29 protein-coding genes and 1 tRNA gene are annotated in these 25971 nt (G+C 38.9%); 14 read left to right on the top strand and 16 right to left on the bottom strand.

Annotation, left to right across the window (positions count from 1 at the left end):
• The first annotated feature begins 55 nt into the window (after positions 1-55).
• Positions 56-214, top strand: coding sequence for a hypothetical protein (locus tag FTT92_RS04940; protein WP_257231592.1), 159 nt, complete (start codon positions 56-58; stop codon positions 212-214).
• 96 nt (positions 215-310) lie between these two features.
• On the opposite strand, the gene FTT92_RS04935 is transcribed toward FTT92_RS04940, so the two are convergent.
• Complete coding sequence (locus FTT92_RS04935) at positions 311-1018, bottom strand: Crp/Fnr family transcriptional regulator (RefSeq protein ID WP_180074055.1); 708 nt, start codon at positions 1016-1018, stop codon at positions 311-313.
• Between the two features lie 100 nt (positions 1019-1118).
• Here FTT92_RS04935 and FTT92_RS04930 point away from each other — a divergent pair, with 100 nt between their 5' ends.
• Positions 1119-1658, top strand: coding sequence for a DUF962 domain-containing protein (locus FTT92_RS04930; RefSeq protein ID WP_180119714.1), 540 nt, complete (start codon positions 1119-1121; stop codon positions 1656-1658).
• A gap of 66 nt (positions 1659-1724) precedes the next feature.
• Here the strand turns inward: FTT92_RS04930 and FTT92_RS04925 are convergent, their stop codons facing one another.
• Together FTT92_RS04925 and ychF are read right to left on the bottom strand one after the other, a co-directional pair.
• Entirely contained in the window at positions 1725-2117 is a 393-nt protein-coding gene (locus FTT92_RS04925) for a hypothetical protein (RefSeq protein WP_180171408.1), read from the bottom strand.
• 273 nt (positions 2118-2390) lie between these two features.
• The gene (gene ychF / locus FTT92_RS04920) at positions 2391-3482 is read right to left on the bottom strand and encodes a redox-regulated ATPase YchF (protein ID WP_111885996.1); all 1092 of its coding nucleotides are present in this window, start codon (positions 3480-3482) and stop codon (positions 2391-2393) included.
• Positions 3483-3751: 269 nt separating this feature from the next.
• On the opposite strand from ychF, the gene FTT92_RS04915 reads away from it, so the two are divergent.
• Positions 3752-4516, top strand: coding sequence for a glutathione S-transferase family protein (locus tag FTT92_RS04915; RefSeq protein ID WP_180012150.1), 765 nt, complete (start codon positions 3752-3754; stop codon positions 4514-4516).
• Between the two features lie 81 nt (positions 4517-4597).
• Here FTT92_RS04915 and FTT92_RS04910 read toward each other — a convergent pair whose 3' ends face one another.
• A complete protein-coding gene (locus FTT92_RS04910) occupies positions 4598-5926 on the bottom strand; it encodes a hypothetical protein (protein WP_180171569.1) in 1329 nt (442 codons plus the stop codon).
• A 482-nt stretch (positions 5927-6408) separates the two neighbouring features.
• Here FTT92_RS04910 and FTT92_RS04905 point away from each other — a divergent pair, with 482 nt between their 5' ends.
• Positions 6409-6879, top strand: a complete 471-nt coding sequence (locus FTT92_RS04905; RefSeq protein ID WP_067763303.1) for an Lrp/AsnC family transcriptional regulator — start codon at positions 6409-6411, stop codon at positions 6877-6879.
• An 89-nt stretch (positions 6880-6968) separates the two neighbouring features.
• Here the strand turns inward: FTT92_RS04905 and FTT92_RS04900 are convergent, their stop codons facing one another.
• From FTT92_RS04900 to FTT92_RS04890, 3 genes are all read right to left on the bottom strand, one after another.
• Positions 6969-7721, bottom strand: a complete 753-nt coding sequence (locus FTT92_RS04900) for a YebC/PmpR family DNA-binding transcriptional regulator (RefSeq protein ID WP_078194353.1) — start codon at positions 7719-7721, stop codon at positions 6969-6971.
• A gap of 300 nt (positions 7722-8021) precedes the next feature.
• Positions 8022-8591, bottom strand: a complete 570-nt coding sequence (locus tag FTT92_RS04895) for a 1-acyl-sn-glycerol-3-phosphate acyltransferase (protein ID WP_180171568.1) — start codon at positions 8589-8591, stop codon at positions 8022-8024.
• Between the two features lie 764 nt (positions 8592-9355).
• A tRNA-Ile gene (locus FTT92_RS04890) sits at positions 9356-9432 on the bottom strand.
• Positions 9433-9800: 368 nt separating this feature from the next.
• Here FTT92_RS04890 and FTT92_RS04885 point away from each other — a divergent pair.
• Together FTT92_RS04885 and FTT92_RS04880 are read left to right on the top strand one after the other, a co-directional pair.
• Positions 9801-12005: an OsmC domain/YcaO domain-containing protein gene (locus FTT92_RS04885; RefSeq protein ID WP_180085723.1), complete on the top strand. Its 2205-nt coding sequence runs from the start codon at positions 9801-9803 to the stop codon at positions 12003-12005.
• Between the two features lie 536 nt (positions 12006-12541).
• The gene (locus FTT92_RS04880) at positions 12542-12766 is read left to right on the top strand and encodes a hypothetical protein (RefSeq protein WP_078192886.1); all 225 of its coding nucleotides are present in this window, start codon (positions 12542-12544) and stop codon (positions 12764-12766) included.
• A gap of 126 nt (positions 12767-12892) precedes the next feature.
• Here the strand turns inward: FTT92_RS04880 and bioB are convergent, their stop codons facing one another.
• Complete coding sequence (gene bioB, locus FTT92_RS04875; protein ID WP_180171567.1) at positions 12893-13885, bottom strand: biotin synthase BioB; 993 nt, start codon at positions 13883-13885, stop codon at positions 12893-12895.
• Between the two features lie 277 nt (positions 13886-14162).
• Positions 14163-15257, bottom strand: coding sequence for a tRNA epoxyqueuosine(34) reductase QueG (queG, locus tag FTT92_RS04870; protein ID WP_180027229.1), 1095 nt, complete (start codon positions 15255-15257; stop codon positions 14163-14165).
• A gap of 20 nt (positions 15258-15277) precedes the next feature.
• Between queG and FTT92_RS04865 the strand changes: the two genes are divergently transcribed.
• Positions 15278-16765, top strand: a complete 1488-nt coding sequence (locus FTT92_RS04865; protein WP_180171566.1) for an NAD(P)H-hydrate dehydratase — start codon at positions 15278-15280, stop codon at positions 16763-16765.
• A gap of 1 nt (position 16766) precedes the next feature.
• Positions 16767-17042 (top strand): acylphosphatase, encoded by a 276-nt coding sequence (locus FTT92_RS04860; RefSeq protein ID WP_180074050.1) that lies wholly within the window; start codon positions 16767-16769, stop codon positions 17040-17042.
• 70 nt (positions 17043-17112) lie between these two features.
• On the opposite strand, the gene ruvC is transcribed toward FTT92_RS04860, so the two are convergent.
• On the bottom strand, positions 17113-17658 hold the full coding sequence (gene ruvC / locus FTT92_RS04855; protein ID WP_180171565.1) for a crossover junction endodeoxyribonuclease RuvC: 546 nt from the start codon (positions 17656-17658) through the stop codon (positions 17113-17115).
• A gap of 131 nt (positions 17659-17789) precedes the next feature.
• On the opposite strand from ruvC, the gene FTT92_RS04850 reads away from it, so the two are divergent.
• Both FTT92_RS04850 and FTT92_RS04845 read left to right on the top strand, forming a co-directional pair.
• Positions 17790-18362 (top strand): FxsA family protein, encoded by a 573-nt coding sequence (locus FTT92_RS04850; protein WP_078192890.1) that lies wholly within the window; start codon positions 17790-17792, stop codon positions 18360-18362.
• 145 nt (positions 18363-18507) lie between these two features.
• Positions 18508-19155, top strand: a complete 648-nt coding sequence (locus FTT92_RS04845) for a LysE family transporter (protein ID WP_180007363.1) — start codon at positions 18508-18510, stop codon at positions 19153-19155.
• A gap of 69 nt (positions 19156-19224) precedes the next feature.
• Here FTT92_RS04845 and FTT92_RS04840 read toward each other — a convergent pair whose 3' ends face one another.
• The 3 genes from FTT92_RS04840 to ahpF form a co-directional block, all read right to left on the bottom strand.
• The gene (locus FTT92_RS04840) at positions 19225-19419 is read right to left on the bottom strand and encodes a hypothetical protein (RefSeq protein WP_180010280.1); all 195 of its coding nucleotides are present in this window, start codon (positions 19417-19419) and stop codon (positions 19225-19227) included.
• A 234-nt stretch (positions 19420-19653) separates the two neighbouring features.
• A complete protein-coding gene (locus tag FTT92_RS04835) occupies positions 19654-19896 on the bottom strand; it encodes a hypothetical protein (protein WP_078192893.1) in 243 nt (80 codons plus the stop codon).
• Between the two features lie 266 nt (positions 19897-20162).
• Positions 20163-21728 (bottom strand): alkyl hydroperoxide reductase subunit F, encoded by a 1566-nt coding sequence (gene ahpF, locus FTT92_RS04830; protein ID WP_180171564.1) that lies wholly within the window; start codon positions 21726-21728, stop codon positions 20163-20165.
• 283 nt (positions 21729-22011) lie between these two features.
• Between ahpF and FTT92_RS04825 the strand changes: the two genes are divergently transcribed.
• Together FTT92_RS04825 and FTT92_RS04820 are read left to right on the top strand one after the other, a co-directional pair.
• Positions 22012-22230 (top strand): DUF1653 domain-containing protein, encoded by a 219-nt coding sequence (locus FTT92_RS04825; RefSeq protein WP_078189028.1) that lies wholly within the window; start codon positions 22012-22014, stop codon positions 22228-22230.
• Between the two features lie 57 nt (positions 22231-22287).
• The gene (locus FTT92_RS04820; RefSeq protein WP_180171563.1) at positions 22288-22881 is read left to right on the top strand and encodes an O-methyltransferase; all 594 of its coding nucleotides are present in this window, start codon (positions 22288-22290) and stop codon (positions 22879-22881) included.
• Positions 22882-22966: 85 nt separating this feature from the next.
• Here FTT92_RS04820 and FTT92_RS04815 read toward each other — a convergent pair whose 3' ends face one another.
• From FTT92_RS04815 to ahpC, 3 genes are all read right to left on the bottom strand, one after another.
• Positions 22967-23173 (bottom strand): KTSC domain-containing protein, encoded by a 207-nt coding sequence (locus FTT92_RS04815; RefSeq protein WP_078189026.1) that lies wholly within the window; start codon positions 23171-23173, stop codon positions 22967-22969.
• Positions 23174-23390: 217 nt separating this feature from the next.
• Positions 23391-23867 carry a hypothetical protein gene (locus tag FTT92_RS04810; protein ID WP_180119739.1) on the bottom strand — a complete coding sequence of 159 codons (477 nt, stop codon included), beginning with the start codon at positions 23865-23867 and terminating at the stop codon, positions 23391-23393.
• A gap of 291 nt (positions 23868-24158) precedes the next feature.
• Positions 24159-24722, bottom strand: a complete 564-nt coding sequence (gene ahpC / locus FTT92_RS04805; protein ID WP_078193727.1) for an alkyl hydroperoxide reductase subunit C — start codon at positions 24720-24722, stop codon at positions 24159-24161.
• Between the two features lie 356 nt (positions 24723-25078).
• Between ahpC and FTT92_RS04800 the strand changes: the two genes are divergently transcribed.
• The gene (locus tag FTT92_RS04800) at positions 25079-25516 is read left to right on the top strand and encodes a hypothetical protein (RefSeq protein WP_180171562.1); all 438 of its coding nucleotides are present in this window, start codon (positions 25079-25081) and stop codon (positions 25514-25516) included.
• A gap of 291 nt (positions 25517-25807) precedes the next feature.
• A complete protein-coding gene (locus tag FTT92_RS04795; protein ID WP_171263785.1) occupies positions 25808-25951 on the top strand; it encodes a hypothetical protein in 144 nt (47 codons plus the stop codon).
• Positions 25952-25971 lie beyond the last annotated feature (20 nt).

Below are 25971 nucleotides of genomic sequence, written 5' to 3'. Positions count from 1 at the left end.
TGCCTAAAAGATGAGGTATGTAAGTTAAATTAAAGACGTTGAATAGGTGATTAAGATGAAAAAGACATTAATGATGTTATCGGTTTTGGCTGTTTTGACTACAGCAGTCAATGTACAAGCAGCGACTAAAAATAAATCAGAAGCATCAACTCAAGAAGTTGCAGCATGTACAAATGGTTTTGACAGTGTAAATGTTTGCCAATTATTGTCTTGATCAAAATTCGATAAAGCGAAGTGCTACAAATAAAAGCAAAATAACTATAAAGAATCATTCTGGTGCAATTAAATGCACTTATTTAAATCACAAATGTCAGACATCATGCACAGGAAGTGCATGAGCAATCTGATGTAATTGCGCAAGATCTAAAATTTCAATTTGTTTAAACGCAACACGAAGCACCTGCATTTTTTCCAACTGCTGAAGCTCCTGATTGACTGATTGTCTTGAGCAATTCATCAGTTGCGCGAGTTGTTCCTGTGAGATGTGTATGGTGTGTTGCTCAATTTCCAAATGATTTCCATATCCATTTAAAATAAACAGCAGACGCTGTGCGAGACGTTGACTTAAACTTTGCGTATGTAAGGCAATGAGTTCCATAAAGGCATAGCGAAGTTTTTGACTGGTGAGCTGGGCAATATGAAACCAAAACTCAGGGTGTCGTTGTAATAACTGCTGAATTGCTTGAGCCGGTAAGTGTAATAAGGTGGATTTTTTGATACAGATGGCATCGTGAGAGCGTGGTAATTGGTCAACCAAGGATATTTCGCCAAACCACATAATCGGCTCAGCAATGGCGGCAATCGCTTCTTTGCCATGAATATCAATATAGCCTAAGCGAACTGCGCCATCTAAGACTGCATACATACCATTAAAACGCTGTCCTGATAAAAAAACACGTGCGTCTTTTTCGAAAGTTAAGGTCAGGGCATGGCGGCAGATAAAGTCTTGGAAGGAAATATTTAAGCCTGAATACCACACATTTTTATTGAGTTGATGCACATATTGAGCGTCCAGCACAGCATATCCTTATTTTATGGTCCAACTTGTCTATTAGATGACAACTTTATTGATGCATTTTTTATATAGTGAAATGAGTGAATGAACAAGGAGTAAGTTAATGAGCAAACTTGAAAGGCTGCTAAGCCAATATGCAGCATATCATTTAGATCGAAAAAATGTGCTGACGCATTTTGTGGGTATTCCGCTTATTGTATTTTCGATTATGTGTCTAACAGCACGAGCAGGGCTAATGATTTCAGGTTTTGAACTGACCCTTGCATTGTTGTTGATTATTGCCAGTGTCATTTATTACCTGAGTTTAGATAAAATTTTCGGTTTGATTATGCTTTTGGTATTTGCCGTCACGTATCCCTTAGCCTTAATGATCGCAAAAATGAGCCTTATGTCATGGCTGATTTGGAGTGTGGGGATCTTTGTAGTGGGTTGGATCATCCAGTTTATCGGCCATTATTATGAAAAGAAAAAGCCTGCGTTTATGGATGATGTTATTGGCTTGGCAATAGGTCCTTTATTTGTTCTAGCTGAGTTTGTGTTTCTACTCGGCTTTCGTAAAGAGCTTGAACAACGCATGCTGACAGAAGCAAGAAGACAGCGCGCAGAGATGGATGCAAAATCATTACAAACTGCTCACCCATAAATAATTTGAATAAAAAAGCCGGATAATTCCGGCTTTTTTTTGTGCTATGTGTTAATTCTCAACTGTTTAGGATTTCACAGCTGCTTTATGTTGTTCCGCTGCGACCTTTTGTGCAGCGATTTTTGCTTTTGCGTCAGTATTTGCAGCTTTGGCAGCATGGGCTGAAGTTTTAGCTTCTGATTTTGCTTGTGTTGCAAGATGCTTTGCTTGAGCTGCATCATGTATTACTAATTTTTGATTATCTTTCACTTTACTTTGAGCCAATTGGCTGGCTTGTTTTGCATCGAGTCGAGCGACTTTTGCATCATGCTGCGCAACTTGTGCTGCATGTGTAGCAGTATGTTCCTGATGTTTTGCATCTTTTGCAATGGAAACACAAGTACCACCTTTATGGTTTGCACCTGTACCACCTGTAAGTGTGGTGCCTTGTGGACATGCAAACGCAGTTGCACTAAGCATTGTAAAGATACCTGCTGTTAGAATTGTGCTGATTTTTTTCATTGCTATTGTTCTATGAAAATAGGCATTAGTGCCTATGAGTAAATTTATAGCAGAACGGTAGAGATTTAAGTCGTTGCACTGTGGTGACTCGGCAACCAAATCATGTATTCGTGTCGATATAATTTTGTTTTTAAGTAGGTTTTAAGTTTTTAAATATGCTTATTTTTTGGCTTGAGCTTTTGCCTGAAATTAAAAAAGCCAGCAAATTGCTGGCTTCTTATGAGTACTGTCTTATACGTTAAAACGGAAGTGTAAAACATCGCCATCTTGAACGATGTATGTTTTACCTTCTAAACGCCATTTACCTGCTTCTTTAGCGCCAGCTTCACCGTTGTATTGAACGAAGTCGTTGTAGGCAATACATTCAGCACGAATAAAGCCTTTTTCGAAGTCAGTGTGAATCACACCTGCAGCTTGAGGTGCAGTTGCACCAATTTTTACTGTCCAAGCACGAACTTCTTGTACACCAGCTGTAAAGTATGTTTGAAGGCCGAGTAAGCCATAACCTGCACGAATAACTACGTTTAGACCAGGTTCTTCCATGCCTAAAGCTTCAAGGAATTCCGCACGGTCTTCGTCTTCAAGTAATGAAATTTCTGCTTCGATTTGGTTGCAAAGTGGAACCACAATTGCATTTTCTTCAGCAGCTAATTTTTGTACTGCTTCTAAGTGAGGGTTATTTTCGAAACCATCTTCTGCAACGTTGGCAATATACATGGTTGGTTTAAGGGTTAAGAAGCCATAACCACGCACCAATTTACGTTCATCTTCATCAAGGTCAGCTGCACGCGCAGGTTTACCTTCATCCAGTAAAGGTAAGATTTTGTCTAAAACAGCTTTGGTCGCAATCGCTTCTTTATCGCCACCTTTTGCAGATTTTGCTAGACGTGTAATTGCTTTAGAAACAGCTTCTAAGTCAGCAAGTGCAAGTTCAGTGTTGATTGTTGCGATATCGTCAAGTGGATCAATTTTGCCATTTACGTGAATGACATTCTCGTCTTCAAAACAACGTACAACATGTGCAATAGCATCCGTTTCACGAATGTTAGCTAAGAATTGGTTACCAAGGCCTTCACCTTTAGATGCACCAGCAACGAGACCTGCAATATCCACAAATTCCATCGTGGTTGGGACAACACGTTGTGGGTTTACAATTTCAGCAAGTTTATCCATACGTGGGTCAGGTACAGGTACAATCCCAGTATTTGGCTCAATTGTACAGAATGGGAAGTTTTCAGCAGCAATCGCAGCTTTGGTTAATGCGTTGAAAAGCGTTGATTTACCAACGTTCGGCAGGCCGACAATACCACAGTTAAAACCCATGAAATAACTCACAAAGTATTATAAAAAAATTGTGGATGATTTTACATGAAAGCCATAATAAAGTCAGGTGATATGGGAGGGAGAATGTATAACTTATTGAATCGCGCTGAGATCGAGATGAATTCACGTCTGAATAAAGCTTAAGTTGCACTACGGATGCAGAATAGGTGCAAAAATGACATTGTGTTTCAATAACACAGTGACTAAAGTATCCCTATAAAATTACTGGGTTTTATAAACCACAGTTACAACAAAAACTTGGAGCATTTATGCGAACTCTCTACCAGTTTCCACTCTCACATTTTTGTGAAAAGGCGCGCTGGTTACTCGATCACAAAGAGTTGGATTATGTGGCTCATAATTTAATGCCGGGTGTGCATCGTGCATTTGCACAGCTTAAAACAGGGCAAAACAAATTACCGATTTTACGTGATCAAGATCATTGGGTTGCAGATTCAACTCAAATCGCCTTTTACTTGGATGCGACCTACCCCGAACATAGTCTGATCCGTCCAGATGTCAAACTGCGTGAAGACGCTTTAGAAATTAATGAACTCTCCATTGAGTTAGGCCAACATGTGCGCCGTTGGGGGTTGGCACATGTATTAAATGAAAGTGAAGAATCACTTGATATTTTAATTGGTGAAAAGGGCTATTTGCGTCAGTTTGAAAAATATTCCAAGCCCATTATAAAGGCACTGGTTTCTAAAGGTTATCAATTAGATACGGATAAGGTTGCGGCTTCACGTGAGCGATTGGACGAAATTGTGGTTGATTTAAATCAACGTCTGATCGAACAAGGTGGGCGTTATTTTGTAGGCGACCGATTAGGTTTGGCTGATATTGCAGTGTGTTCAATGTTGGCGCCGATATTAGAGATTGTTGGAACGCCGTGGGAAAAAGAGCATGGCGAAACCTTGTCAGAAGAGTTTAAAGCTTACAAAGCCTATTTGAGCGATTTGCCTTTAGGTCAATATGTTCAACGCATATACCAAACAGAACGTAATGCACGGGTGGATTGGCGTGGTGTATAAGCCCTTTAAATGAAAACTTTGCGTCATGCTACTTTAAAAAAGCGCGCCTAACAGCGCGCTTTTTCATCAGACATTCAATCCTTAAATATAGCTTTGTTGTTGAATATCCAAAATATTCAGCACTGGACTGATACTATCGGCTTGTAGAGTATTCAGCGGCATAACAGGGTAGAAGATATTGCCTAGCGCATCCTTAATACTTGGGATGATGGTGGAGATATCAAAATCACCTTGAGCAGAACCTAAATTTTCCAATAGGTCATTAATATTCGGTAATTGGCCCGTGAGGTTTTCAGTCAATTGGTTGAACTGATCCGAGATTGAACCCAGATCAATTTTTTCAGGAGCAAGATTGCCGAGTAAATCGCCAAGATCTGGAATGGTCAGTTGATCGAGGAACTGAGTCGCTTCACCATTACTGTCCATCAGAGCAATGACTGGTTTCAACGAATTAATCACTTGATTTAAATCAGTTGAAAGCGTCAGTAAGGATGGATTGTTGACCACATCCAAAATGGTGCTCACGCTATTTAATACATCATAAATCGCTTTGACGGTTTGAGCCTGATCCGTATCGATGACATCGCTTTTTGCCAGTAAATCTAAAAGCGGATTAAGTCCTTTGATCACCCCTGAAATGGTCTCAGGGACATTCCCTTGGTTGGCTGATGAAATGGCGGTCACTAGATTGGTCACACTTCCAATCACAGTCGGTAAAGCATGACTCAGTTGTTCCATATCAATAGATGAGTTGTCTTTATTGATTGAAGCTAATAAAGGTAGGAGGGCACTCGTTGCACCTTGTGCAATTTGCCCAAAGTCAATGTTTCCAGAAGACGAGCTCCCAATCATCTGAATAATGGGTTGCGCATATTCTAAAACTTGGTTGAGTGTATTGATAATTTGCGTTGAATCCGTTGACCCAGTTGCGCTTCCAAGCATAGCAAGCAGTGGTTTGATGGCATTTACAGCGCTGCTGATATTGTCAGGAAGATTGGCTTGATTATTGGTGCTACTCAGTAAACTTTGCAAGCTGTTGACAATGGTAGGTAAGGATTGAACCAACTGATTCATCTCTGTTGAGCCAGCGTTGCTACCTAAGTTTTGTAGGAGTGGTTGCAGAGTTGTCATCAATGTCTTGAGTGCATCCGAATTTGAACCGTTATTGGATGTAAGACTTTGAATCGTGCTAATCACTTGGGGCAGCGTTTTAGTCAGTGCGCTAAAATCAAAAGACTTTGTGCCACCTAAATTACCCAATAATCCTGTCAGCGTATCAGTGATATTGGTTGTAGGTTTAAGCGGGCTAAGTAGGTTACTGACCGTGCTGCTAATTGTACTGAGCTGTAGGGAAGGACTTAGTACAGAACTTAATTTTGAGCTGAGTGAACTCAGTGATTTAATTGCCATGTTTATTCTTCCGTTTTTGTTTTTTTGTATATTTATGAACCGCCGCTATTTTTTAATGTAATTACCAAACCAAGTAAATAAGTGAAAAAAATGAAATGTGAAATAGAGCGCACATTGAAAAATAAAGTAAAAATAAAAAATTGAAAAATATAAATAAAATATCTTTCCCTTTTATCTGAAATTGATTTATTCAGATCAATGGAATGCATCGAGAAGCTTTATTGGTAGGTTGTCTAAAGACGTTATTTAGAATATAAAAACTAAACTTTGATGAAAAAACATTCATTTAAACACGATATATATGAAAATTATTATGTTCATAATGCATATGAGCTTTATTATTTTTAATAAATCATGCTATACATGAGAAAACTTGCACATAAATGCTGATTTTAAAACTTAAAATAACATTGAAAATGACAACAGGTGTTTGATGAATCTGGATCATCAGCACTGTTTTCAAAAATGGCTGGAGTAGACTGATGGAACTAGACCGTTTTGATAAACAAATTTTAGAAATTTTGACCCATGAAGATGTGAATTTAAATGAACTGTCAGAGCGAGTGAATTTATCGGTCAGTTCAGTTCATCGTCGGATCAAACAATTGATTGATCACAATATTATCAGTGGTCTAAAACGTGAAATTAATTATCAAAAATTGGGCTTTAGTTTGCATGTGCTGCTACAGGTGTCCTTAAGCAAACATGATACAGATACTTTTGCTAAATTTTTAGAAGAATTAGAAAGTATTCCAGAAGTCATTAATGCATTTTTAGTGACAGGGCAGTCGGCAGATTTTATTGTTGAAGTCGTTGCGCGTGATATGGAAAATTATAGTGAAATTTTACTCAAACGTATTGGTAAAATTGAACATGTGGTTGCATTACATTCAAGTTTTGTAATTAAGCAATATAACGTTTTTAACTGTAATGGATTGTTAAATAAGGTTTAAATACAGCTCTCATATATAAACTCAAACAGTTGAAAGCTAGGCAATAAAAAACGCACCGATGGGTGCGTTTTATACTTCAGTCGATTGAATTATAGAGCTTCTAACTCAGCCATTACTTCATCGGTGAATTCAACGTTGGTATACACGTTTTGAACGTCGTCTAGATCTTCAAACATATCAATCATTTTGATGATTTTTTTCGCTTGTTCGATATCTGAAATCAACGCTTTAGTTGAAGGGTTCATGACCACTTCGGCGTTATCAGATTTTAGACCTGCTGCAGCAAGTGCATCCTGAACTTCACCGAAAGTTTCTGGTGTAGTGATAACTAGAATTTCATCTTCATCTACTTCAATATCTTCAGCACCTGCTTCTAAAGCGATGTCCATGATTTGATCTTCTAAAGAAACATCTTCAAAAGTAATCTCACCACGTTTGGTAAACATATAAGCCACTGAACCTGCAGTACCTAAATTACCATCAGTTTTCGAGAAGCAATGACGAACGTCAGGAACAGTACGGTTCAAGTTATCCGTCATTGTTTCAATGATGACTGCAACACCACCAACGCCATATCCTTCGTAGGTTACTTCTTTTAGATCGGTATTTTCTTCACCGCCCACACCACGTTGGATCGCACGGTTAATGGTGTCACGTGTCATGTTTGCAACTAATGCTTTTTCAACAACAGCACGTAAACGTGGGTTAGACGCTACATCACCGCCGCCTAAGCGTGCAGCTGTCACGATTTCACGGATAAATTTTGTGAATACTTTAGCGCGGCTTGCATCTTGTTTTGCTTTACGATGCTTAGTATTAGCCCACTTGGAATGACCCGCCATGCGAAATATGCTCCTTGTAGATTGGCCTTATGCCTATCAAATTGAGCAAATTCTACCATAATGGCTTTTTTGTGTGAAAGTACTGGATTTCATGAATTGAGTAGTTGAAAAAAAAATATCCAAATTTGAGAAAATAATGCGAAATGTCTAAACGCCCGTACTGTAATTTTTCTTATGATGAGAATCGGGCTAAAAGGGGGAGTCTGATCCCTTTATAACAGGAAGATATAAATGTACAATGCGTGGAGCACGATACATTTATATCTTTAAATATGTAGTTCGTTAAAACGTGAATTGCGCTTAGTGTTTATTTTTAGGTTCAGGGATCACGATATCTAAACCTACTTTATCTTTATAGAGTTGCTTGATTAAGGCTAAATCGTGATCGAGCTCAGTCGGGTAAATCTTACCGAAAATACCACCTTGTTTGGTTTTTGAGTTGGCATACATTAATACAATCGGCACACCTGCTGCTTTAGCAATATACCAAAAGCCTGTACGAATTGGTTTTCGTGCTTCACCACGTACTGCACGGGTCGCTTCTGGAGCAATGACTAAATTAAATTTTTCGCTAGCTTCAAAATGCTCAACCATTTGAGTCACGATGTCTTTATTGGCTTTACGGTCTACAGGAATACCGCCAATCGCTTCAAGAACAGGTTTAAATGGACCTTTAAAGAGTTCTTTTTTAATCAGCGTGTGAATTTTAATGTCATAAATTTGGCAAAGGGCCAGTGAAAGAACAGCATCCATCATTGAGGTGTGTTCAAAGCCGACGATCACTTGTTTATTTTCTAAAACATCAGGTTCTACGTGGTATTTCCAGCCTGCCAATTTAAATGCAGATTCGCCAATAAACTTTTTCAACATAGTTGGTGATACGGTGATTTTAAAAAGGTGTAATTTCTGCTTGTTTGGATCATGAGTCAAGAGGATTTAAGTGAGCTTTGATCTGAATTGTGCATATATTACAAATCGGAATAAGAAGGGCGGATTGAAAAATTATACTTTTTAGCAATAAATCGGTTAAATTTTATATAGAAAAGCTATCATCATAGATAAAAATACTCTTAAAAATTTGCTAAATATGGCTAGGCACCGTCAGAAATTCTTATTAGACTTTTGTCGTAGGTTAAAACTTTTAACCTGTTGGTCTTAACTCGTTTTCTAACGGAGAACTCAAGCATGATTTATTTAACTGCTGTGTTATTCGCTGTTGCTATGTTTGCTTTGATTGTTATTTGGTCAATTGTTGAGTTTTATTTGGACTTAAGAAAGCCTGAACAGGTTGAGTCTTAATTTTTGCGCTTTTAAAATGCGAAATATGTAGTATTTCTAAAAGTCATGAATCAAAAAACATTTGCTTATAATGAATAAAATAATATCTTTTAAGTATAACAAATCGTGACTTAATTTACGGGTATTTAGAACTTAAGCTTTTAAATTTTTCTTGAATGTATTTTTTTATAACCTACTTCTCGTATTAAGTAATCGTGGCTTACTCAAGCTAGCTTGAAGTTTTGTACGTATCTATAGGTTATCTGCCATATCTTTTAAAGGCTTAGACTGACTTTATTTAGTTTTTAACATTAAAAAACCCCTCACGATTAATGCACGTAAGGGGTTGTTTTATATGGTGGGCCCACACAGACTTGAACTGTGGACCAACGGATTATGAGTCCGCTGCTCTAACCAACTGAGCTATAGGCCCTATATTCTGAATGTGTTATTTATCAACAAGTTCAGACGCAAAGCATACTAGCGAAGATTTTTTTAAAAGACAAGCCTTTTTCTTCACGGCTGCACACTAACACAACAAATTGGCTGTAGTTGCAGCAGTTGAGCTTGGATTCGACCAAAATGCACAAAGTGTCGAATCCTATCGTTATGTAAATCACGACAAAAGTTATCAAACAGTCAAAATAACCTTATAATAATGCCCATTCTTGTCAGTACCGTGCCCAACAGCGCTTAGATTGGTACTGGCCTCACATTTTTAAGTCAATGTCCTACAGTTACTCGGCTTATGTTTTCATTTTTATGTGTTGCACTGACACATAAGAATATTTAGGTGCCCACATGGAAATTAAGGTTAATTATCTCGATAACCTTCGACAAGAAGCCAAATTTGATGACTTCACGGTAATTGCCGACCAACCTATTCGCTATAAAGGTGATGGTTCTGCTCCCGGACCATTCGACTACTTTTTGGCGTCGTCAGCATTATGTGCAGCGTATTTTGTAAAAGTGTATTGTGCGGCGCGAGACATTCCGACAGATAATATTCGCTTATCACAAAATAATATTGTTGATCCTGAAAACCGCTATAAGCAAATTTTCAAAATTCAAGTTGAACTGCCTGCGGATATTTCTGAAAAGGACCGTCAAGGTATTTTGCGTTCAATTGACCGCTGTACGGTTAAAAAAGTCATTCAAACTGGTCCTGAATTTGTCATTGAAGAAGTAGAAAGCATTGATGCAGATGCACAAGCTTTACTTATGCCAAATTTAGCGTCAGACAGTACCACGTTTATTCCGGGTAAAGATCTGCCATTGGAAGAAACCATTGCCAATATGTCAGGTATTTTGGCTGGTTTAGGCATGAAGATTGAAATTGCATCATGGCGTAACATCGTGCCGAATGTTTGGTCTCTACATATTCGTGATGCACAATCGCCAATGTGTTTTACCAATGGTAAAGGCTCAACCAAAGAAAGCGCATTAGCTTCGGCTTTGGGTGAATTTATTGAACGTCTCAATTGCAACTTCTTCTATAACGACCAGTTCTGGGGTGAAGAGATTGCCAATGCTGACTTTGTGCATTACCCAGATGAAAAATGGTTCCAACCTGGCCCAGAAGGCGAGTTACCTGTCGAAATTTTGGATGACTACACACGTGAAATTTATAACCCAGAAGGTGAGTTATTAGGTACACATCTATATGACACCAATTCAGGAAATATAGCACGCGGTATTTGCTCTCTTCCATTTGTCCGTCAGTCAGATGGTGAAACAGTGTATTTCCCATCAAACTTGATTGAAAATTTATACTTGTCAAACGGGATGAGTGCAGGGAATACCTTGGCAGAAGCGCAGGTTCAATGCTTATCTGAAATCTTTGAACGCGCAGTAAAACGTGAGATTTTAGAAGGTGAATTGGCTCTACCAGATGTACCAGAAGAGGTTTTAGCCAAATATCCAAGTATTGTTGCAGGTATTCAAGGCTTAGAAGAACAAGGTTTTCCTGTATTGGTAAAAGATGCTTCACTTGGTGGTCAGTACCCAGTGATGTGCGTAACCTTAATGAACCCACGTACAGGTGGGGTTTTTGCATCTTTTGGTGCGCACCCTAAACTCGAAGTGGCTTTAGAGCGTAGCTTAACCGAGCTTCTACAAGGCCGTAGCTTTGAAGGTCTAAACGATCTACCAAAACCAACGTTTAGCTCAAATGCAGTCACTGAACCAAATAACTTTGTAGAACACTTTATTGACTCAAGTGGTTTGGTGTCTTGGAAATTCTTTAGCGCACAATCAGACTATGATTTTGTAGAGTGGGATTTCACTGCAGAAGGTGAAAATGCCAATGCGGAAGAAGCTGCAGCGATGTTTGCGATTCTAGAAGACATGGGCAAAGAAGCGTATATGGCGGTCTACCAGCATCTAGGTGCTACGGCATGTCGTATTTTGGTTCCGGGTTATTCTGAAGTGTATTTGGTTGAAGACTTGGTTTGGGATAACACCAACAAAGCTTTGGACTTCCGTGAGGATATTTTAAACATTCATCGTCTAGATGAAGATGAGTTAGTGTCACTGGTTGAGCGCTTAGAAGAGCTTGAAGTGGATGACTACACGGATATTGTGACGCTCATCGGGATTGAGTTTGATGACAATACTGTATGGGGCCAATTAACGGTTCTTGAGCTCAAACTACTGATCTATATTGCCTTACAAGAATTTGAAGAAGCAAAAGAGTTGGTCGAAACCTTCCTTCAATACAACACCAATACGGTCGAACGTGGTTTGTTCTATCAATGCATGAATGTAGTTTTAGAAGTTGAATTGGACGATGACTTAGATCTCAATGACTATGAACATAATTTCCGTCGTATGTTTGGTGACGAACGTATGGATGCAGTGATTGGTTCAATGGATGGCAGTCTTCGCTTCTACGGTTTAACTGAAACCAATATGCAACTTGAAGGTTTAGATCGTCATTTACGTCTGATTGATAGCTATAAAAAATTGCATGCTGCACGTGCGAAGTTTGCCAGTCAGAACGTTTAAATCTGGGCTTGTGAATAACGTTACTCATGTGATCATCTATTTGAAAAAACTCTCCTAAGGGGGAGTTTTTTTGTGCGAAATTTGCTGAAAATTAATCTATATCTGTGATGTTGATATTAATAAAAATCCTTATAACTCAGGTGAATATAAGGAAGGATTAAAAATAACCGATTATCCGAAATTGTGTCATTTTAAAGTAAAGATATTTGACTCATTGGAAAAATATGCTAATAAATTAGCTATGGCGTGTTTAGGCATGATCATAATATTTCAGGACGAAATATTCAGAAGCACATTAATAAATAAACGGGAGTTTTAACAACATGCTTCAATTATTCAGAAAACTATTTTGCATGCATATTTACGAATACGAGCAAATGGAAGAAATCGGTTCGCACAAGGAATGTCGTAAGTGCGGTGTGACAAAGTAATGCAGAGTCTCAGCCGAAAAAAAAGTGAGCGAAAGCTCACTTTTTTAATGCCGGTCAATATTGAAATCATTAAAATGGAAATACATTCACAGTTTTCATGCAGATATGAGTAAAGATTTTCAAGCCGAGCGTTATACCGTCGATGCCAATATGGCAGATACCATTGCATGGTTATTACAACATCAAGATTGCTTTGAATCTTTTCATTATGATGCGATTCAGCAGCAATTGGTGGTTCAACATGCTAATGGTCAAGACATCATTCGTGAAGGGGATTATTTAAATGCAGGCTATGGAATTTTAATAACAGCACATAACTTTGCGAAGTAATCGATATATTTTCCATACTCATGGTGATTCAACCATTCATTTATTCGCACCATCTCTTGCATTGCACATTGAAACCTACCACTGATCATTCAATAAAACTAAGCCCCGATGTTCGGGGCTTGGGTTTTAAGCCATTTGCATGGCATCAGTTGAAAGCTGTGCAGCATTTGGTTTGGGCTGTTCAGCCACTAAACCGAGTTTGCTAAATAAAAGCTGATCTTTGCCTTCGCCTGCATTTGGCGTGGTCAGCAGTTTTTCACCAGAAAAGAGTGAATTTGCACCTGCCATAAATGCCAAAGCTTGTTCTGAATCACTCAGGGATTCACGACCTGCAGAGAGTCGAATATAGCTTTTTGGCATAATGATCCGTGCGACTGCAATGGTGCGAATCCATTCGATCACATCAAGTTTCTCAACCTCTGCAAGTGGGGTACCTTGAATAGGGACAAGGAGATTAATCGGCACGGATTCAGGATGAATCGGCAGCGTTGCCAACTCCATCAAAAAGGCGATACGGTCATCACGGCTTTCACCTAAGCCCACAATTCCGCCGCTACAGATTTTCATTCCAGATTGGCGAACATAGTCTAGCGTCGTTAAACGGTCATCATAGCTACGCGTGCTAATGACATTGGGATAATACTCACGAGAGGTATCGAGGTTATGGTTGTAATAATCTAAGCCTGCCTCATGTAGGCGCTCTGCTTGAGACTGATTCAGCATGCCAAGGGTCATACAGGTTTCAAGTCCCAGCGCTTTGACTTCACGCACCATTTCTAGCACATAGGGCATGTCCCGTTCATGTGGATTGCGCCATGCAGCGCCCATACAAAAACGCGAAGAACCTGAGGCAAGCGCAGCTTTCGCTTCATTGATGACTTTTTCCACAGCCAGACGTTTTTCAGCTTCTAATCCAGAGTCATAATGTGCAGACTGAGAGCAATATTTACAGTCTTCAGGGCACTTACCGGTTTTAATCGAAAGTAAGGTGCTGACTTGAATATGATTGGCTTGGAAATATTCACGGTGAATGGTCTGTGCTCGGAATAATAAATCCATCAATGGTTGTTGATACAACTCTTGTATTTCTGGATGTGTCCAGTCATTTCGGTAGCTCATAAATAATCCATATTTTCTGCCTAATGCAGATCATCATACGTAAAATTTGCAGACTTCCAAGACTATTTTGTAACATTGAAATTTAGCTAAAGTGCATTGAAATGGCTTTTTTAAAGAACTTTTGATATTTAAGATACTTACAAAGTTGTGTTAAATGTCAGCACAATCGCTGCAATGTTTATTTTAAGCTGAAAAATCAATTTTCTTTGATTGCGTCACTAAGTTTTAGCTTAAAAGAAAACTTTGTAAGGATCTGGAAAATATAGAATAAAAGCCCTTAAAGCATTTTTGAGTTTTGTTCTGCAATTGCCCAATCAATATGAACTTGCACAATCGCGTCATGTTTTTCGCGAGAATTTTTTAATGATTGAACAATATTTGAACTGTATGGTGCATTGCCTAAGCCAATGGCGATATTTCGCATAAAGCTTTGATAGCCTGTTCGTCGGATAGGACTGCCTTCAGTACAGCTTAAAAAAGTGGCTTCATCCCATTGCCAAAGATCTAATAAACTCACTTGGTCGAGGCGATGACGTGGATAAAAGTCCTCAATTTGAGTTTTATGCGCAAAGCTATTCCATGGACAGATAAGTTGACAGTCATCACAGCCAAACACACGGTTGCCAATGCCACGGCGTAATTCTTCAGGAATGATGCCTTTATATTCGATGGTTAAGTAGGCAATGCATTTACGTGCATCTAACATATAGGGCTCAACGATGGCCTGAGTTGGACAGATATCAATACAGGCTGTGCATGAACCACAATGTTTGGTTGCCGGAGAATCAAAAGGCAAATCGAGTGATGTAAACAGCTCACCTAATACAAAAAATGAGCCTGATTTTTTATGGATCAGTAAGGTGTGTTTGCCTGTCCAGCCCATGCCTGCATTTTCAGCTAAGGATTTTTCAAACACTGGGGCAGAGTCGGCAAAGGGTCTAGATTCAAAATCTCCGATTTTTTCACGGATAATATTCGACAAAGTTTTTAAACGCCCGCGCATGACTTTATGGTAGTCACGACCTCGTGCATAGCGTGCAATGATGGCTGCATTTGGCTCATCAGGAACATAACGTGGTTTTGGGGTTTCGACCAAATAGTCCATGCGGACACAGATAATACTGCGTGTGCCGGGGACTAAAAGTGCAGGATTGGCACGTTTTTCAAGGTTTTCCTCTAGGAATTTCATATCGCCATGATAACCACGTTCTAAATATTCTTTAAAACGAGGGAGTTCCTCTTGAGCATCTGGCTTTGCGATGACACAATCAGAAAAACCTAAATTTAAGGCTTGCGCTTTAATCCATGCTTTTAGGGTTTCTGGATCATATTGATCGACAGGAATTTTTTGTGCAGGAGTTGAAGCGGCCATAATCATAACAAGGAAAAACAATGCGTCTGCAAGTTTACCATAGCCCTGTTTATCTTAGCCAAAGTATTCAAGCTTGGGAGCAGCGTTGGTTTGCTCAGCACAATAGCAGTTATGGTCTGATGCAGCAGGTCGCATGGTCGATTGCTCAGCAACTCATTCCAATGTTAAAGCATCAAAATTTAAAAAATATTGCCGTATGTTGTGGGCAGGGCAACAACGCAGGTGATGGATATCTTACAGCGCAATACCTACAGCAAGCAGGCTTTCAAGTCGATATTTACGCCGCTGAAATTGGAGCATCGAAAGATTTACATTCTGCAGTACAAGAAGCGATAGATCACAAGCTCAAGATCTATTCACAGTTTGATTTTCAGCATGACTATGATGTCTATATCGACGCATTATTTGGTATAGGGCTCAATCGTGAACTTTCTAGCGAATGGCAAGCCATTATTCAACGATTGAATGCATGCATGGGACTTAAAGTTGCGATTGATATTCCAAGCGGATTACATGCCAATACAGGACAGCCTTTACCCATCGCATTTCAAGCCGATTATACCTTTACGGCATTGGGTCTAAAAGCAGGGCTATTTACAGGTCAAGCGAAGGAATATGCAGGTGAAGTTTCGGTGATAGCATGCATACCGACTGATGCTGAGCTTGAACCACTTGCGTATTTGTCGCCACAGAAAATCACTTTACCTGCACGTCAAGCTTTTGGTCATAAAGGCAGTTATGGCCATGTTTTGGTTGTTGGTGGCCATGCTGAAATGGGTGGGGCGGTGATTATGGCTGCTGAGGCTGCATTCCATGCAGGTGCAGGTAAGGTTACGGTTGTTTGTGATGCACGACATCACACCGCTATTTTGGCGCGCGCACCGAATATTATGCTACGCGATATCAATGCATTAACTACAGAAGCGATTCGGCAACTGATCGATCAAGTCGATGCGATTAGCTTTGGCATGGGGCTTGGTCGTGACGATTGGGCACAACAGCAGTTTCAGTCATGGTTTCCATTGATTCAGCAGTCAACCTTGGAAATTGTTTTGGATGCAGATGCCTTATGGTTTCTAGCTGAAGCACCTAAAAATTTGAATGCACGAACCTATGCAACGCCACATCCGGGTGAAGCTGCGAAATTACTGGGTATTACTACTGCTGAAGTTGAAGCAGATCGTGTACAAGCAATTCAGTATTTAAAAGAAAAATTTCAAGGTCAATGGGTGCTTAAAGGCGCAGGCAGCTTAATACTTGAAGATCAGCTTTGGATTTGCACCGCAGGTAATGCAGGAATGGGTACAGGCGGTATGGGAGATGTGCTTGCAGGGATGATTGCAAGTTTAAAAGCACAATTCCATCAGCAAATACATCTGCATGAAATCGTAAGCCTGCATGCTTTAGCAGGTGATGTATTGGCGAAGTCTGGGATGCGTGGTTTGCAGGCACAGGATATGGCCCAAGCGGTTTATCATGTGGTTAATCATTCAGGAGTTGAAGACTAAAATGCATGCAGTTAAATTGCGAATTCAAGGTAAAGTGCAGGGTGTAGGTTATCGTCGTTGGTTTGAGCAGCAAGCGATTGCACTCGGTTTAAATGGTTATGTGAAAAATCTAGTGACGGGCGAAGTTGAAGCGCTGATTATTGGAACTGAAGACGCCATTCATAAAATACTGAAACACAGTCTAGTGGGGCCTTTACGAGCAGACGTGACTAAAATCGATCAGCAAGAAATTCCAATGCATGAATTAGACTATAGCGGTTTTAAAATGATCCGCTAAATTTGATCACTAGATTGAGTGGGCTTTTGAAAACAATCTGAATTACTGAGCTATATGTTTTGACGATTATTTATCGACGTCGAGTGCTTACACGACTTCGACCACGAGCCATACCGCCTAAGGCATTCAGTACAGCCATTTTACTCATACTACCAGACGCATGCGCATGACAAATTGCGGCAGCCAAAGCATCGGCTGCATCCTGCTGAGGTTTGATACTTAGGTTCAGAATGCGCATAACCATCATTTGGACTTGTTCTTTATCAGCAGCACCATAGCCGACTACTGATTGTTTAATTTGACGTGCAGTATATTCAGCGACTTGTAAATCTAAATTGGTTAAAGCGGCAATGGCAGCACCGCGTGCTTGACCTAATTTTAAGGCCGAGTCAGGGTTTTGAGCCATAAATACTTGTTCAACCGCAGCTTCAGTAGGCCCGTGAAACTTTACGATGCGATCAATACCAGCAAAAATACGTTTTAAGCGTTCAGGCATTTCTGTCGTTTCGGTACGAATGGTGCCAGCATCGACAAAACTTAGTTTAGAACCATCCTTTTCGATGATGCCGTAACCAGTTAAGCGCGACCCAGGGTCAATACCGATAATTAATGACATGTTTGCCTATTTGCCCTTTAAAAATAAAAATATGCCCATATTGTTACATAAGCGTGTCAAAAAAGCTTGATAGTGATTGAGCAGTTGAACGCAACACCTTAAATTAATTTACTTAGATTTGTTTAATTTTCATGAAATTATTTCTTCTGATTTTAGCAGGCTTGATCCTGGAAGTGTTTGTCTGGATCGGTGTGGGCGACCTCGTCGGCAGCATGTGGTATGTCTTTTTCTGGTTCGTGGCGGCCTTCTTTATAGGGATGAATATTATCCGTAAATATTCATCAGGTCTGATGCCTCAAATGCAGCAAATGCAAGCAGGTCAAATGAGTAATGATCCAGCTTTAACTGGAAATTTACCAAAAATTTTGGCTGGTTTCTTATTGCTGTTACCGGGTCTAATCTCAGATATTATGGCATTACTTATTTTGATTCCACCTGTACAAAATGCCATGAAAGCAGTCATGATGAAAACCATGATGAAGCGTCAGCAAGCCATGATGGAAAAAATGATGGGTGGCATGATGGGCGATATGGGAGGCATGGGCGGTGCTCAAGGTCAGAACCCATTTGCAGATATGATGCGTCAAATGCAAGATATGCAAAATCAGCAATCAGGTCGTGATTCATCCGTTATTGATGGTGAAGCTCGTGAAGTGACGCCAGATGCGAAACAAATTGAACTGAAAGATGTCAATAAAAAATAATTAACTCAGTATGAAAGGCCGAATGTGTATTCGGCTTTTTTTTGCGTAAATTTTGATACGGCCTAAAAATAGACCTTGTGTTGCCAACAAAAAAATTGAACAAGCGATATAATCTTCACGTTTTAATTCAAATGAATCAGCTTGCATGTCACTGTTATTCACCATCTGTGCGCTTCATTTTGTTGCGCAGTTGAGTCCCGGTCCAGATGTATTATTAATTGCTAAAAGTGCAGCATCAACAACCCGTGCAAATACCTTAAAAATTATTGCGGGGATCTCTGTCGGGATTGTGGTGTGGGTCGTTTTAACCTTATTGGGCTTTACGGTTCTGGTTGAGCAATTTCCATGGATACAACAAGTTTTAATGGCTGTTGGTGGATTTTTCTTAGCGAAAATGGGTTGGGCAATGTTTAGTGGCGGGCTTAAAAGTTTAAATCAAACAGCCAATTTAGAAGATGGGCAGGCCTTAAGTCAGCAGAAAACTGAAAATTATTTCTTATTAGGTTTATTTACAAATTTAGCCAATCCGAAAACATTGATTTATTTTAGTAGTGTGTTCTCTCTAGCGTTGAGTTCATCAGCCAGTAGCAACCTCAAAGCACAGCTTGCTGTCATCATTCCGATTCAAACCTTTATTGTGTTTAGTCTGTTTATGATGATTATGTCTTTGCCTAAAATTAAAGCACTCTACCAACGTTCGGGTAGTTATATTGATGTGGTTTCAGGGGCGTTATTTTTAATTTTTGCGATTTGGCTGTGGTTCGACGCAATTAGAATGTTCAATCTTCAATAGCTGCAAACATATTGCTGTCAGCAAAGCGAAAGCCAAGTATTAAAACTTGGCTTTTTTTATGTCCAAGTTCTATTGCTCTGGATTGGTTTGATCTTGGTCTTTAGACGGTGCTATATTTGATGGATCTTGTGCAACATTGGTAGTTTCAGCATGATCACGATAACGGTTCGGTTTGAGGGTGGTTTCGGTATTTTCAGAGCCTTTGTATGATCGGCTACGATTGGCGCGTTCACGCAAACCGCCTTTTTTTATTAACTGCACCATCGTCTAGAACCTCATTGCTATTGCCATAGTTTAAAGAATTTTCCTCGTGAAGATAAGTGAGCAGGGCGATGCTAGCGCATAAAAAAGCCTGAAATCATTCAGGCTTTCATCATTTTAATTTCTCGCTTTGAATGACTTTAAAGCAACTGGATAATAGTGCTTAGATTTAGCTTGGCTAAATTTCACACATTGCCAGCCTGTTCATACGGCTGTATTTGGCTGTTGTAAAAAAGCTTAATTTTTACCATCTTGCTTGAGTACTTCAAAGATGTTGAGTTGGGTCGTAGCTTCAGTATCGTGCTGTTGCAAATACACTTGAACACTCTTAAATAGAATGGCAACAGCCAAACAACTGAGTATGCAAAATATCCAAAAGCCATATGGGCTACGGATATTATGCGAGCCACATTCGGAACATTCTTTATCGCTTGAAGCCAATACTTTATTGCAACAAGCACAGTGATATTGATAGTGCATTGCGTTTCTCCATTTAGTCGAATTTGACCAACATTCTTGTTGTTATTGTCAACCATCAATCCGTGATGATTGTTTTATCTTAATGTGCAAATAAGCTACTGTACAAGTTTTAAACGGTTTGTTTTGCTCATTATTGTGTAAGTGAAAAGCGTCAGAGAGTTAAATATTTGTTTTATTGCTAATTTATAAATGAAACAAGGCATGAATTTTCAGTCATAAAAAAAGCCAGTTCGAAAACTGGCTTTTGCTGTTCTGTCTAAACTGAATTATTGACCAGAACGGATGATGTAATCAAAAGCAGATAATGATGCTTTCGCGCCTTCACCTGTCGCAATGATGATTTGTTTGTACGGTACTGTTGTACAGTCACCGGCAGCAAATACACCTTTTACATTGGTTTCGTTACGCTCGTTAATTACGATCTCACCACGGTTTGAAAGTTCTACAGCTGTTTCTTTTAAGAAATCAGTGTTTGGTAACAAACCAATTTGTACAAAGATACCAGCCAATTCAATCGTTTTGATTTCATCTGTTGCACGGTCTTTGTAGTTCAATGCAGTCACTTGTGAACCATCACCCACCACTTCTGTAGACAATGCATTCATGATCACGGTCGTATTCGGTAAGCTGTTTAACTTGTCTTGAAGGACTTGGTCAGCACGAAGCTTAGTATCAAACTCAACAAGCGTTACATGTTCTACAATACCAGCAAGGTCAATCGCCGCTTCGACACCTGAGTTACCACCACCGATCACCGCAACACGTTTACCTTTAAACAATGGACCGTCACAGTGTGGGCAGTATGCAACACCACGTGTACGGTATTCTTGTTCACCCGGAACGTTCATTTCTCTCCAACGTGCACCTGTTGAAAGAATCACTGTTTTAGATTCAAGTTTTGCACCATTCTCTAAAGTCACTTCAACCAAGCCATTGGCTGTTTGGTCAGCACCTTTGATGTCAGATACACGTTGCAAGCTCATGATGTCCACACCGTACTCACGTACATGTGCTTCCATTTCAGCAGCAAACTTAGGACCTTGAGTCTTTTGAATCGACGTGAAGTTTTCGATGTCCATGGTATCCATGACCTGACCGCCCATGCGTTCAGCCACGATACCGGTTTTAATACCCTTACGTGCAGCATAGATTGCAGAAGTATTCCCTGCAGGACCACCACCAATCACAAGCACATCAAATACCTCTTTGGCATTTAACTTTTCAGCATCTTTTGCAGCAGAGTTGGTGTCTAATTTGGCAATGATTTCTTCCAAGGTCATACGACCTTGACCAATGTGCTCACCGTCTTGGAATACCATTGGTACAGCCATGATTTTGCGTTCTTCAACTTCGTCTTGGAAGAATGCACCATCAATCATGGTTGCAGTTGTACCTGGGTTATAGATCGCAATCAGGTTCAAGGCTTGAACCACGTCAGGACAGTTATGGCAGCTTAAAGATACAAACACATCAAAGTTAGTTTTAAGACCTAGACCTTTGATAGTGTTCAGTACTTCGTCAGAAACTTTCGGTGCATAACCTGAAGTTTGTAGCAAAGCTAGAATCAAAGATGTGAATTCGTGGCCCATCGGTAGACCTGCGAAGAATACACGTGGTGTTTCACCTGCTTTTGCAATACCAAAGCTTGGCGCACGGCTGTTGTTACCGTCAAAACGTGCAGTCACTAAATCAGATAAAGCGGCAACTTCGGTCACCAATTCTTTAATTTTGTCTGATTTGTCCGTGCCGTTTAAAGTCGCGACGATTTCAATCGGGCCTTCAAGGCGTTCAAGTAAGGTTTTTAATTGAGCAGAAGTATTTTGATCTAACATTGCTAACGTCTCCAGAGGAGTAAATTTATTTGATGAGAGAATGATAGAACAAACCATTAAATAGGTGAAACGGTTTGTTTTTATAAAATTAATCGGTTTTATAAATCAAGTGATTAAATTTCTTTCTAAATCATAAGAATATACCGATGTGAATGCAGTCAATATTGGGCCACTATCGAGAAATACAAGTTAAATAGTGGAAAAATAAACGAATTCATCGCGCTTTAAGCGAGAGAATGCTAGAGTCAACGCTATTGTATTGAGAACTTTTTAGGGAAATGGCATGCAGGTTAAACAGGGAATTTATCAGCATTATAAAGGTCAGTTGTATCAAGTCTTTCATGTTGCAACACATAGTGAAACGCGTGAAAAAGTTGTGGTCTATCAGTGCTTGTATGACGACTATTCAATGTGGGTCAGACCCTTAGAGATGTTTATGGAAACCGTTGAAATTGATGGTGAAGTAATTCCACGTTTTAAACTGATCCAAGAAACCCACTGAGCAGATATTTAGTACTTTAATCTTTAAATATGAAAGAAATAACAAAAGGACAGAATCATGAGCATGGATGCAAATTTTAAAAACTATATGCAACAACTCTATGCAGACTTTAGTGCTCACGATGCTGCGCAAAATCACCGACTTGCGCGTTACCGAAATATTGAGCCTGAGTCTGCACTGTTTTTGGCTATGCAAATTCGCTTAAAACAAGCCAAACAGATCTTGGAAATTGGAACATCTACAGGCTATTCCACGCTGTGGTTGGCAGATGCTGCCCAGTCTACACAAGGGCGAGTCGAAACCATTGAAATTGATGCAGCGCGTATCGAACAAGCTAAACAGCATGCGGAAAATTTAGCTTTATCCGAATACATTGAATTTCATCATGGCGATGCGCTGCATTTTTTACAGCAGTTAAATCAGCGTTATGACTTCATTTTATTGGATGCAGAACGTGATGCGTATATCGCGTATTGGCCATATTTAGCTGAATTGATACAAGTTCAAAGTGGCGTGTTAATCGTGGATAATGTGCTGTCACATGCCAATGAGGTCGCTGAATTTATCCAACGTGTTGAAGCGGATGATCGTTTTATCAGTACGACATTAAATGTGGGCGCAGGGCTCTTTATGGTGACTTGGCGCAACTAAAAATCAGGGCATTCAGCCCTGATTTGATCGAATTTTTTTTTAATTAATAAAAATACTGTTGCTATAGCGCTAAACTTGTAGCGGTTTAACCCTGTAAGCTTACTCGTGAAAAATGTAGATCATATTCTAGATATTTGTGGACAAATGCCGTTTTATCACTACATCGAAGTAAATTATCATAAATAAAAGGTGAAACTGGATAAAAGAGATCCCCAGAACCATTCGCATAAAATATTTTTAAGTAACGTGAAGAAGAACTGTATTTCCAAGAAGTTACAACAGTTGTTGTCATAAGCCACCCCCTTATTGCGTTGTTATAGTCATACTGCAGTTAAAGGTTTATCTCATTTGAAATTAAGACAAATTTAGGGCGTGGAGTATTGCAGAATTGTTAAAAAATAATGTTTTATCTCACATTTTTTTCATTTCTTTATCAACTAATTTGATAAAAAAATGCCAGTTCAAATAAATGCCATAAGTGTCATTCTCCCATATTAGTGTAAGGAGAGTTAAAAACTACGGCATTGTTCTGATTTATTGCCTTTGACTTGGTTGTTGCTGCCATTAATTGAAAAAGCATTTTCAAGACAAATCAAATTACCTGCGATTTCATTATTATTTAGAACAATATTGCCATTATTTTTCTTTAATTTGAGGTCGCCTGAAATTTGGTTATTGAGGAGTTGGATGTTTTTCCCAGTTGTAAAATCGACATTGCCACTGATATTGTTATGATTGGCAATGATCTTGGTAAAATTTTTATTCGATTCAATATTGCCTTTGATGTGGTTGTCATGCAGTTCAACACTTGCACCATTTTCTAAAATAACATTGCCATGAACAATTAAACCTTCAAGCTGACAATTTTTTTTGACTTTAATATCTTCACGAATACTTTGGTTTTTAATTTCACCTTCGCAGTTCATGGCAGCAAAAGTTGTAAACGAACATAAAATTAAACTGATTGAGACGAAATATTTTTTCATGGGCTTACATCTTCCTGAAATAAGCAATTGACCTAAAATTCATGTTAAAAATACTGAAATACTGGCAAAGATGTAAGCCTAGACAATCGGGTTTGCGGCGCATTTTTATTATATTTGTGTAAGCTCTAACTTGATGAATATCTACAGATATGTAGAAAGTGCTAGTACGTTAAAGTTGTATGAATAAAGTGTGAACTGCATAGGGTGTATAGAGGTATATACTCGCAGATAATAGGCATAAAAAAACCACGCTAAAAGCGTGGTTTTTGAATCAGTTCAATCTAATACAGATTAGATTTTACCAACTAGGTCGATTGAAGGAGCAAGAGTTGCGTCGCCTTCTTTCCATTTAGCTGGGCAAACTTCGCCTGGGTGAGCGTGTACGTATTGAGCTGCTTTAACTTTACGAAGAAGTTCTTGAGCATCACGACCGATACCACCAGCGTTGATTTCAACGATTTGGATTTTACCTTCTGGATCGATAACGAAAGTACCACGATCAGCAAGACCGTCAGCTTCGATTAATACGTCAAAGTTTTTAGCAAGAGTCCAGTTCGCATCACCAACCATTACGTATTGGATTTTTTTGATTTCTTCTGAAGAATCGTGCCAAGCTTTGTGAGTGAAATGAGTGTCAGTAGAAACTGAGTAGATTTCAACACCTAGTTTTTGGAATTCTGCATAGTTGTCAGCAAGGTCACCAAGTTCAGTTGGGCAAACGAAAGTGAAGTCAGCTGGGTAGAAGAATACAACAGACCATTTACCTTTAAGATCAGCTTCAGTTACTTCGATGAATTGACCATTTTGGAATGCTTGTGCTTTAAACGGTTTAACTTCAGTATTAATTAAGCTCATCATTGTCTCCATGATTGAGGTTTGTTTTTGATTTCCAATAGGGTACAGAAATTTTTCTTATTGCTGAAATAGTATTTTTACATAACTAATATCGGAAAATCCGAATTAGTACACTCCAGAACTATTTCAACAATAACGATTATTTATCATTATTTCATTCGATATAAGCCATATCAATGCCATATAAAGTTGAAAGTAAAATGACAAAATCATCTTTTTAATGTCTGTAACCAACATGATGCTTGTGGCATAAGATTTCAAGGGTGATCTCTAAAAAAGTTATAAAAAATATTTCAAATTATAGAATTTGTTCATATAAGATGGCATGAACATAAAATGATTCCAGATTTGATCAGGTGCTTAGTCAATTTTTTCGTATCATTGCCATTCTCAGTCTTGCACTTGCATCACTATGTATTCTTAAAGTTGAAGATATAGGTACAAATTTATGTATCTATGAATACTTGCAACCTCAAAAAGCGACCTATTTTAATGAACTATTTGGAACTTCATCAGATGATCCTACGCTATTGAGTACCATGGGAATCGTTGGAATCTTCTTTTTTTTCCCACTGTTGCTATCATTTAGACGCGCTTGGTATGTGGTTATATTATGGCTATATGCGATTTTTCAATTCATCATCATTTTAATGATAGAAACTGCTTCAATTTCAAAAATTATCTATGACAGTATTGTTTATTGTCATAATGGTTGGTTGTTCGCATGGGTGATCGGGCAGAGCATATTTATTTTTTTTAGTATCATTTATATTTTCTATGGGACTGAAACCTAATGGATAAAGCATCCAAATGGATAAGCTTGAGTTGCGTATTCTAGTCAGCATGTGGGTTTATTTTTCTGTACTGGATGAATCAAGAATGTGCTTTCAATTCAAGGTGCTAGCCCGAATCAAATTGTTTATTAAGCTGAAATGAATGGTTCTTCATCGGATGAACCTTTTTTATTTATTTTTATTGCGTTGATTTGCTTTTATTCTAAATTCTTTTTGTGCTTAGCAAAATCTGTTCATCATTTTTTGATCATCTCTTTCATTTTATTGATGTTTTTAATTATGCCGTTGAGTATGTCTTATACAGTGCCATTTTATCAGCCATTACATGGCAGTATTGAAGCATGTGGCAATTATTGGTTATTGGCCGCAATTTTAGTTTTTTATCATTTTATTCTGTTCGGCTTTACCTATTGGTTTCAGGCACGCAAAAAATAGATTCATCTTTCACTATTTTT

The sequence above is a fragment of the Acinetobacter sp. YH12023 genome (assembly GCF_013420135.1).
Classification (GTDB): Bacteria; Pseudomonadota; Gammaproteobacteria; order Pseudomonadales; family Moraxellaceae; genus Acinetobacter; species Acinetobacter amyesii.
The sequence above is the reverse complement of the archived record's forward strand: the minus strand, read 5'-3'. Positions and strand labels throughout refer to the sequence as shown.

Coding starts and splice junctions, on each gene's coding strand:
- FTT92_RS04940 (WP_257231592.1), top strand. CDS start 56: ATGAAAAAGACATTAATGATGTTATCGGTTTTGGCTGTTTTGACTACA.
- FTT92_RS04930 (WP_180119714.1), top strand. CDS start 1,119: ATGAGCAAACTTGAAAGGCTGCTAAGCCAATATGCAGCATATCATTTA.
- FTT92_RS04925 (WP_180171408.1), bottom strand. CDS start 2,117: ATGCTTAGTGCAACTGCGTTTGCATGTCCACAAGGCACCACACTTACA.
- ychF (WP_111885996.1), bottom strand. CDS start 3,482: ATGGGTTTTAACTGTGGTATTGTCGGCCTGCCGAACGTTGGTAAATCA.
- FTT92_RS04915 (WP_180012150.1), top strand. CDS start 3,752: ATGCGAACTCTCTACCAGTTTCCACTCTCACATTTTTGTGAAAAGGCG.
- FTT92_RS04910 (WP_180171569.1), bottom strand. CDS start 5,926: ATGGCAATTAAATCACTGAGTTCACTCAGCTCAAAATTAAGTTCTGTA.
- FTT92_RS04905 (WP_067763303.1), top strand. CDS start 6,409: ATGGAACTAGACCGTTTTGATAAACAAATTTTAGAAATTTTGACCCAT.
- FTT92_RS04900 (WP_078194353.1), bottom strand. CDS start 7,721: ATGGCGGGTCATTCCAAGTGGGCTAATACTAAGCATCGTAAAGCAAAA.
- FTT92_RS04895 (WP_180171568.1), bottom strand. CDS start 8,591: ATGTTGAAAAAGTTTATTGGCGAATCTGCATTTAAATTGGCAGGCTGG.
- FTT92_RS04885 (WP_180085723.1), top strand. CDS start 9,801: ATGGAAATTAAGGTTAATTATCTCGATAACCTTCGACAAGAAGCCAAA.
- FTT92_RS04880 (WP_078192886.1), top strand. CDS start 12,542: ATGAGTAAAGATTTTCAAGCCGAGCGTTATACCGTCGATGCCAATATG.
- bioB (WP_180171567.1), bottom strand. CDS start 13,885: ATGAGCTACCGAAATGACTGGACACATCCAGAAATACAAGAGTTGTAT.
- queG (WP_180027229.1), bottom strand. CDS start 15,257: ATGGCCGCTTCAACTCCTGCACAAAAAATTCCTGTCGATCAATATGAT.
- FTT92_RS04865 (WP_180171566.1), top strand. CDS start 15,278: ATGCGTCTGCAAGTTTACCATAGCCCTGTTTATCTTAGCCAAAGTATT.
- FTT92_RS04860 (WP_180074050.1), top strand. CDS start 16,767: ATGCATGCAGTTAAATTGCGAATTCAAGGTAAAGTGCAGGGTGTAGGT.
- ruvC (WP_180171565.1), bottom strand. CDS start 17,658: ATGTCATTAATTATCGGTATTGACCCTGGGTCGCGCTTAACTGGTTAC.
- FTT92_RS04850 (WP_078192890.1), top strand. CDS start 17,790: ATGAAATTATTTCTTCTGATTTTAGCAGGCTTGATCCTGGAAGTGTTT.
- FTT92_RS04845 (WP_180007363.1), top strand. CDS start 18,508: ATGTCACTGTTATTCACCATCTGTGCGCTTCATTTTGTTGCGCAGTTG.
- FTT92_RS04840 (WP_180010280.1), bottom strand. CDS start 19,419: ATGGTGCAGTTAATAAAAAAAGGCGGTTTGCGTGAACGCGCCAATCGT.
- FTT92_RS04835 (WP_078192893.1), bottom strand. CDS start 19,896: ATGCACTATCAATATCACTGTGCTTGTTGCAATAAAGTATTGGCTTCA.
- ahpF (WP_180171564.1), bottom strand. CDS start 21,728: ATGTTAGATCAAAATACTTCTGCTCAATTAAAAACCTTACTTGAACGC.
- FTT92_RS04825 (WP_078189028.1), top strand. CDS start 22,012: ATGCAGGTTAAACAGGGAATTTATCAGCATTATAAAGGTCAGTTGTAT.
- FTT92_RS04820 (WP_180171563.1), top strand. CDS start 22,288: ATGAGCATGGATGCAAATTTTAAAAACTATATGCAACAACTCTATGCA.
- FTT92_RS04815 (WP_078189026.1), bottom strand. CDS start 23,173: ATGACAACAACTGTTGTAACTTCTTGGAAATACAGTTCTTCTTCACGT.
- FTT92_RS04810 (WP_180119739.1), bottom strand. CDS start 23,867: ATGAAAAAATATTTCGTCTCAATCAGTTTAATTTTATGTTCGTTTACA.
- ahpC (WP_078193727.1), bottom strand. CDS start 24,722: ATGAGCTTAATTAATACTGAAGTTAAACCGTTTAAAGCACAAGCATTC.
- FTT92_RS04795 (WP_171263785.1), top strand. CDS start 25,808: ATGTCTTATACAGTGCCATTTTATCAGCCATTACATGGCAGTATTGAA.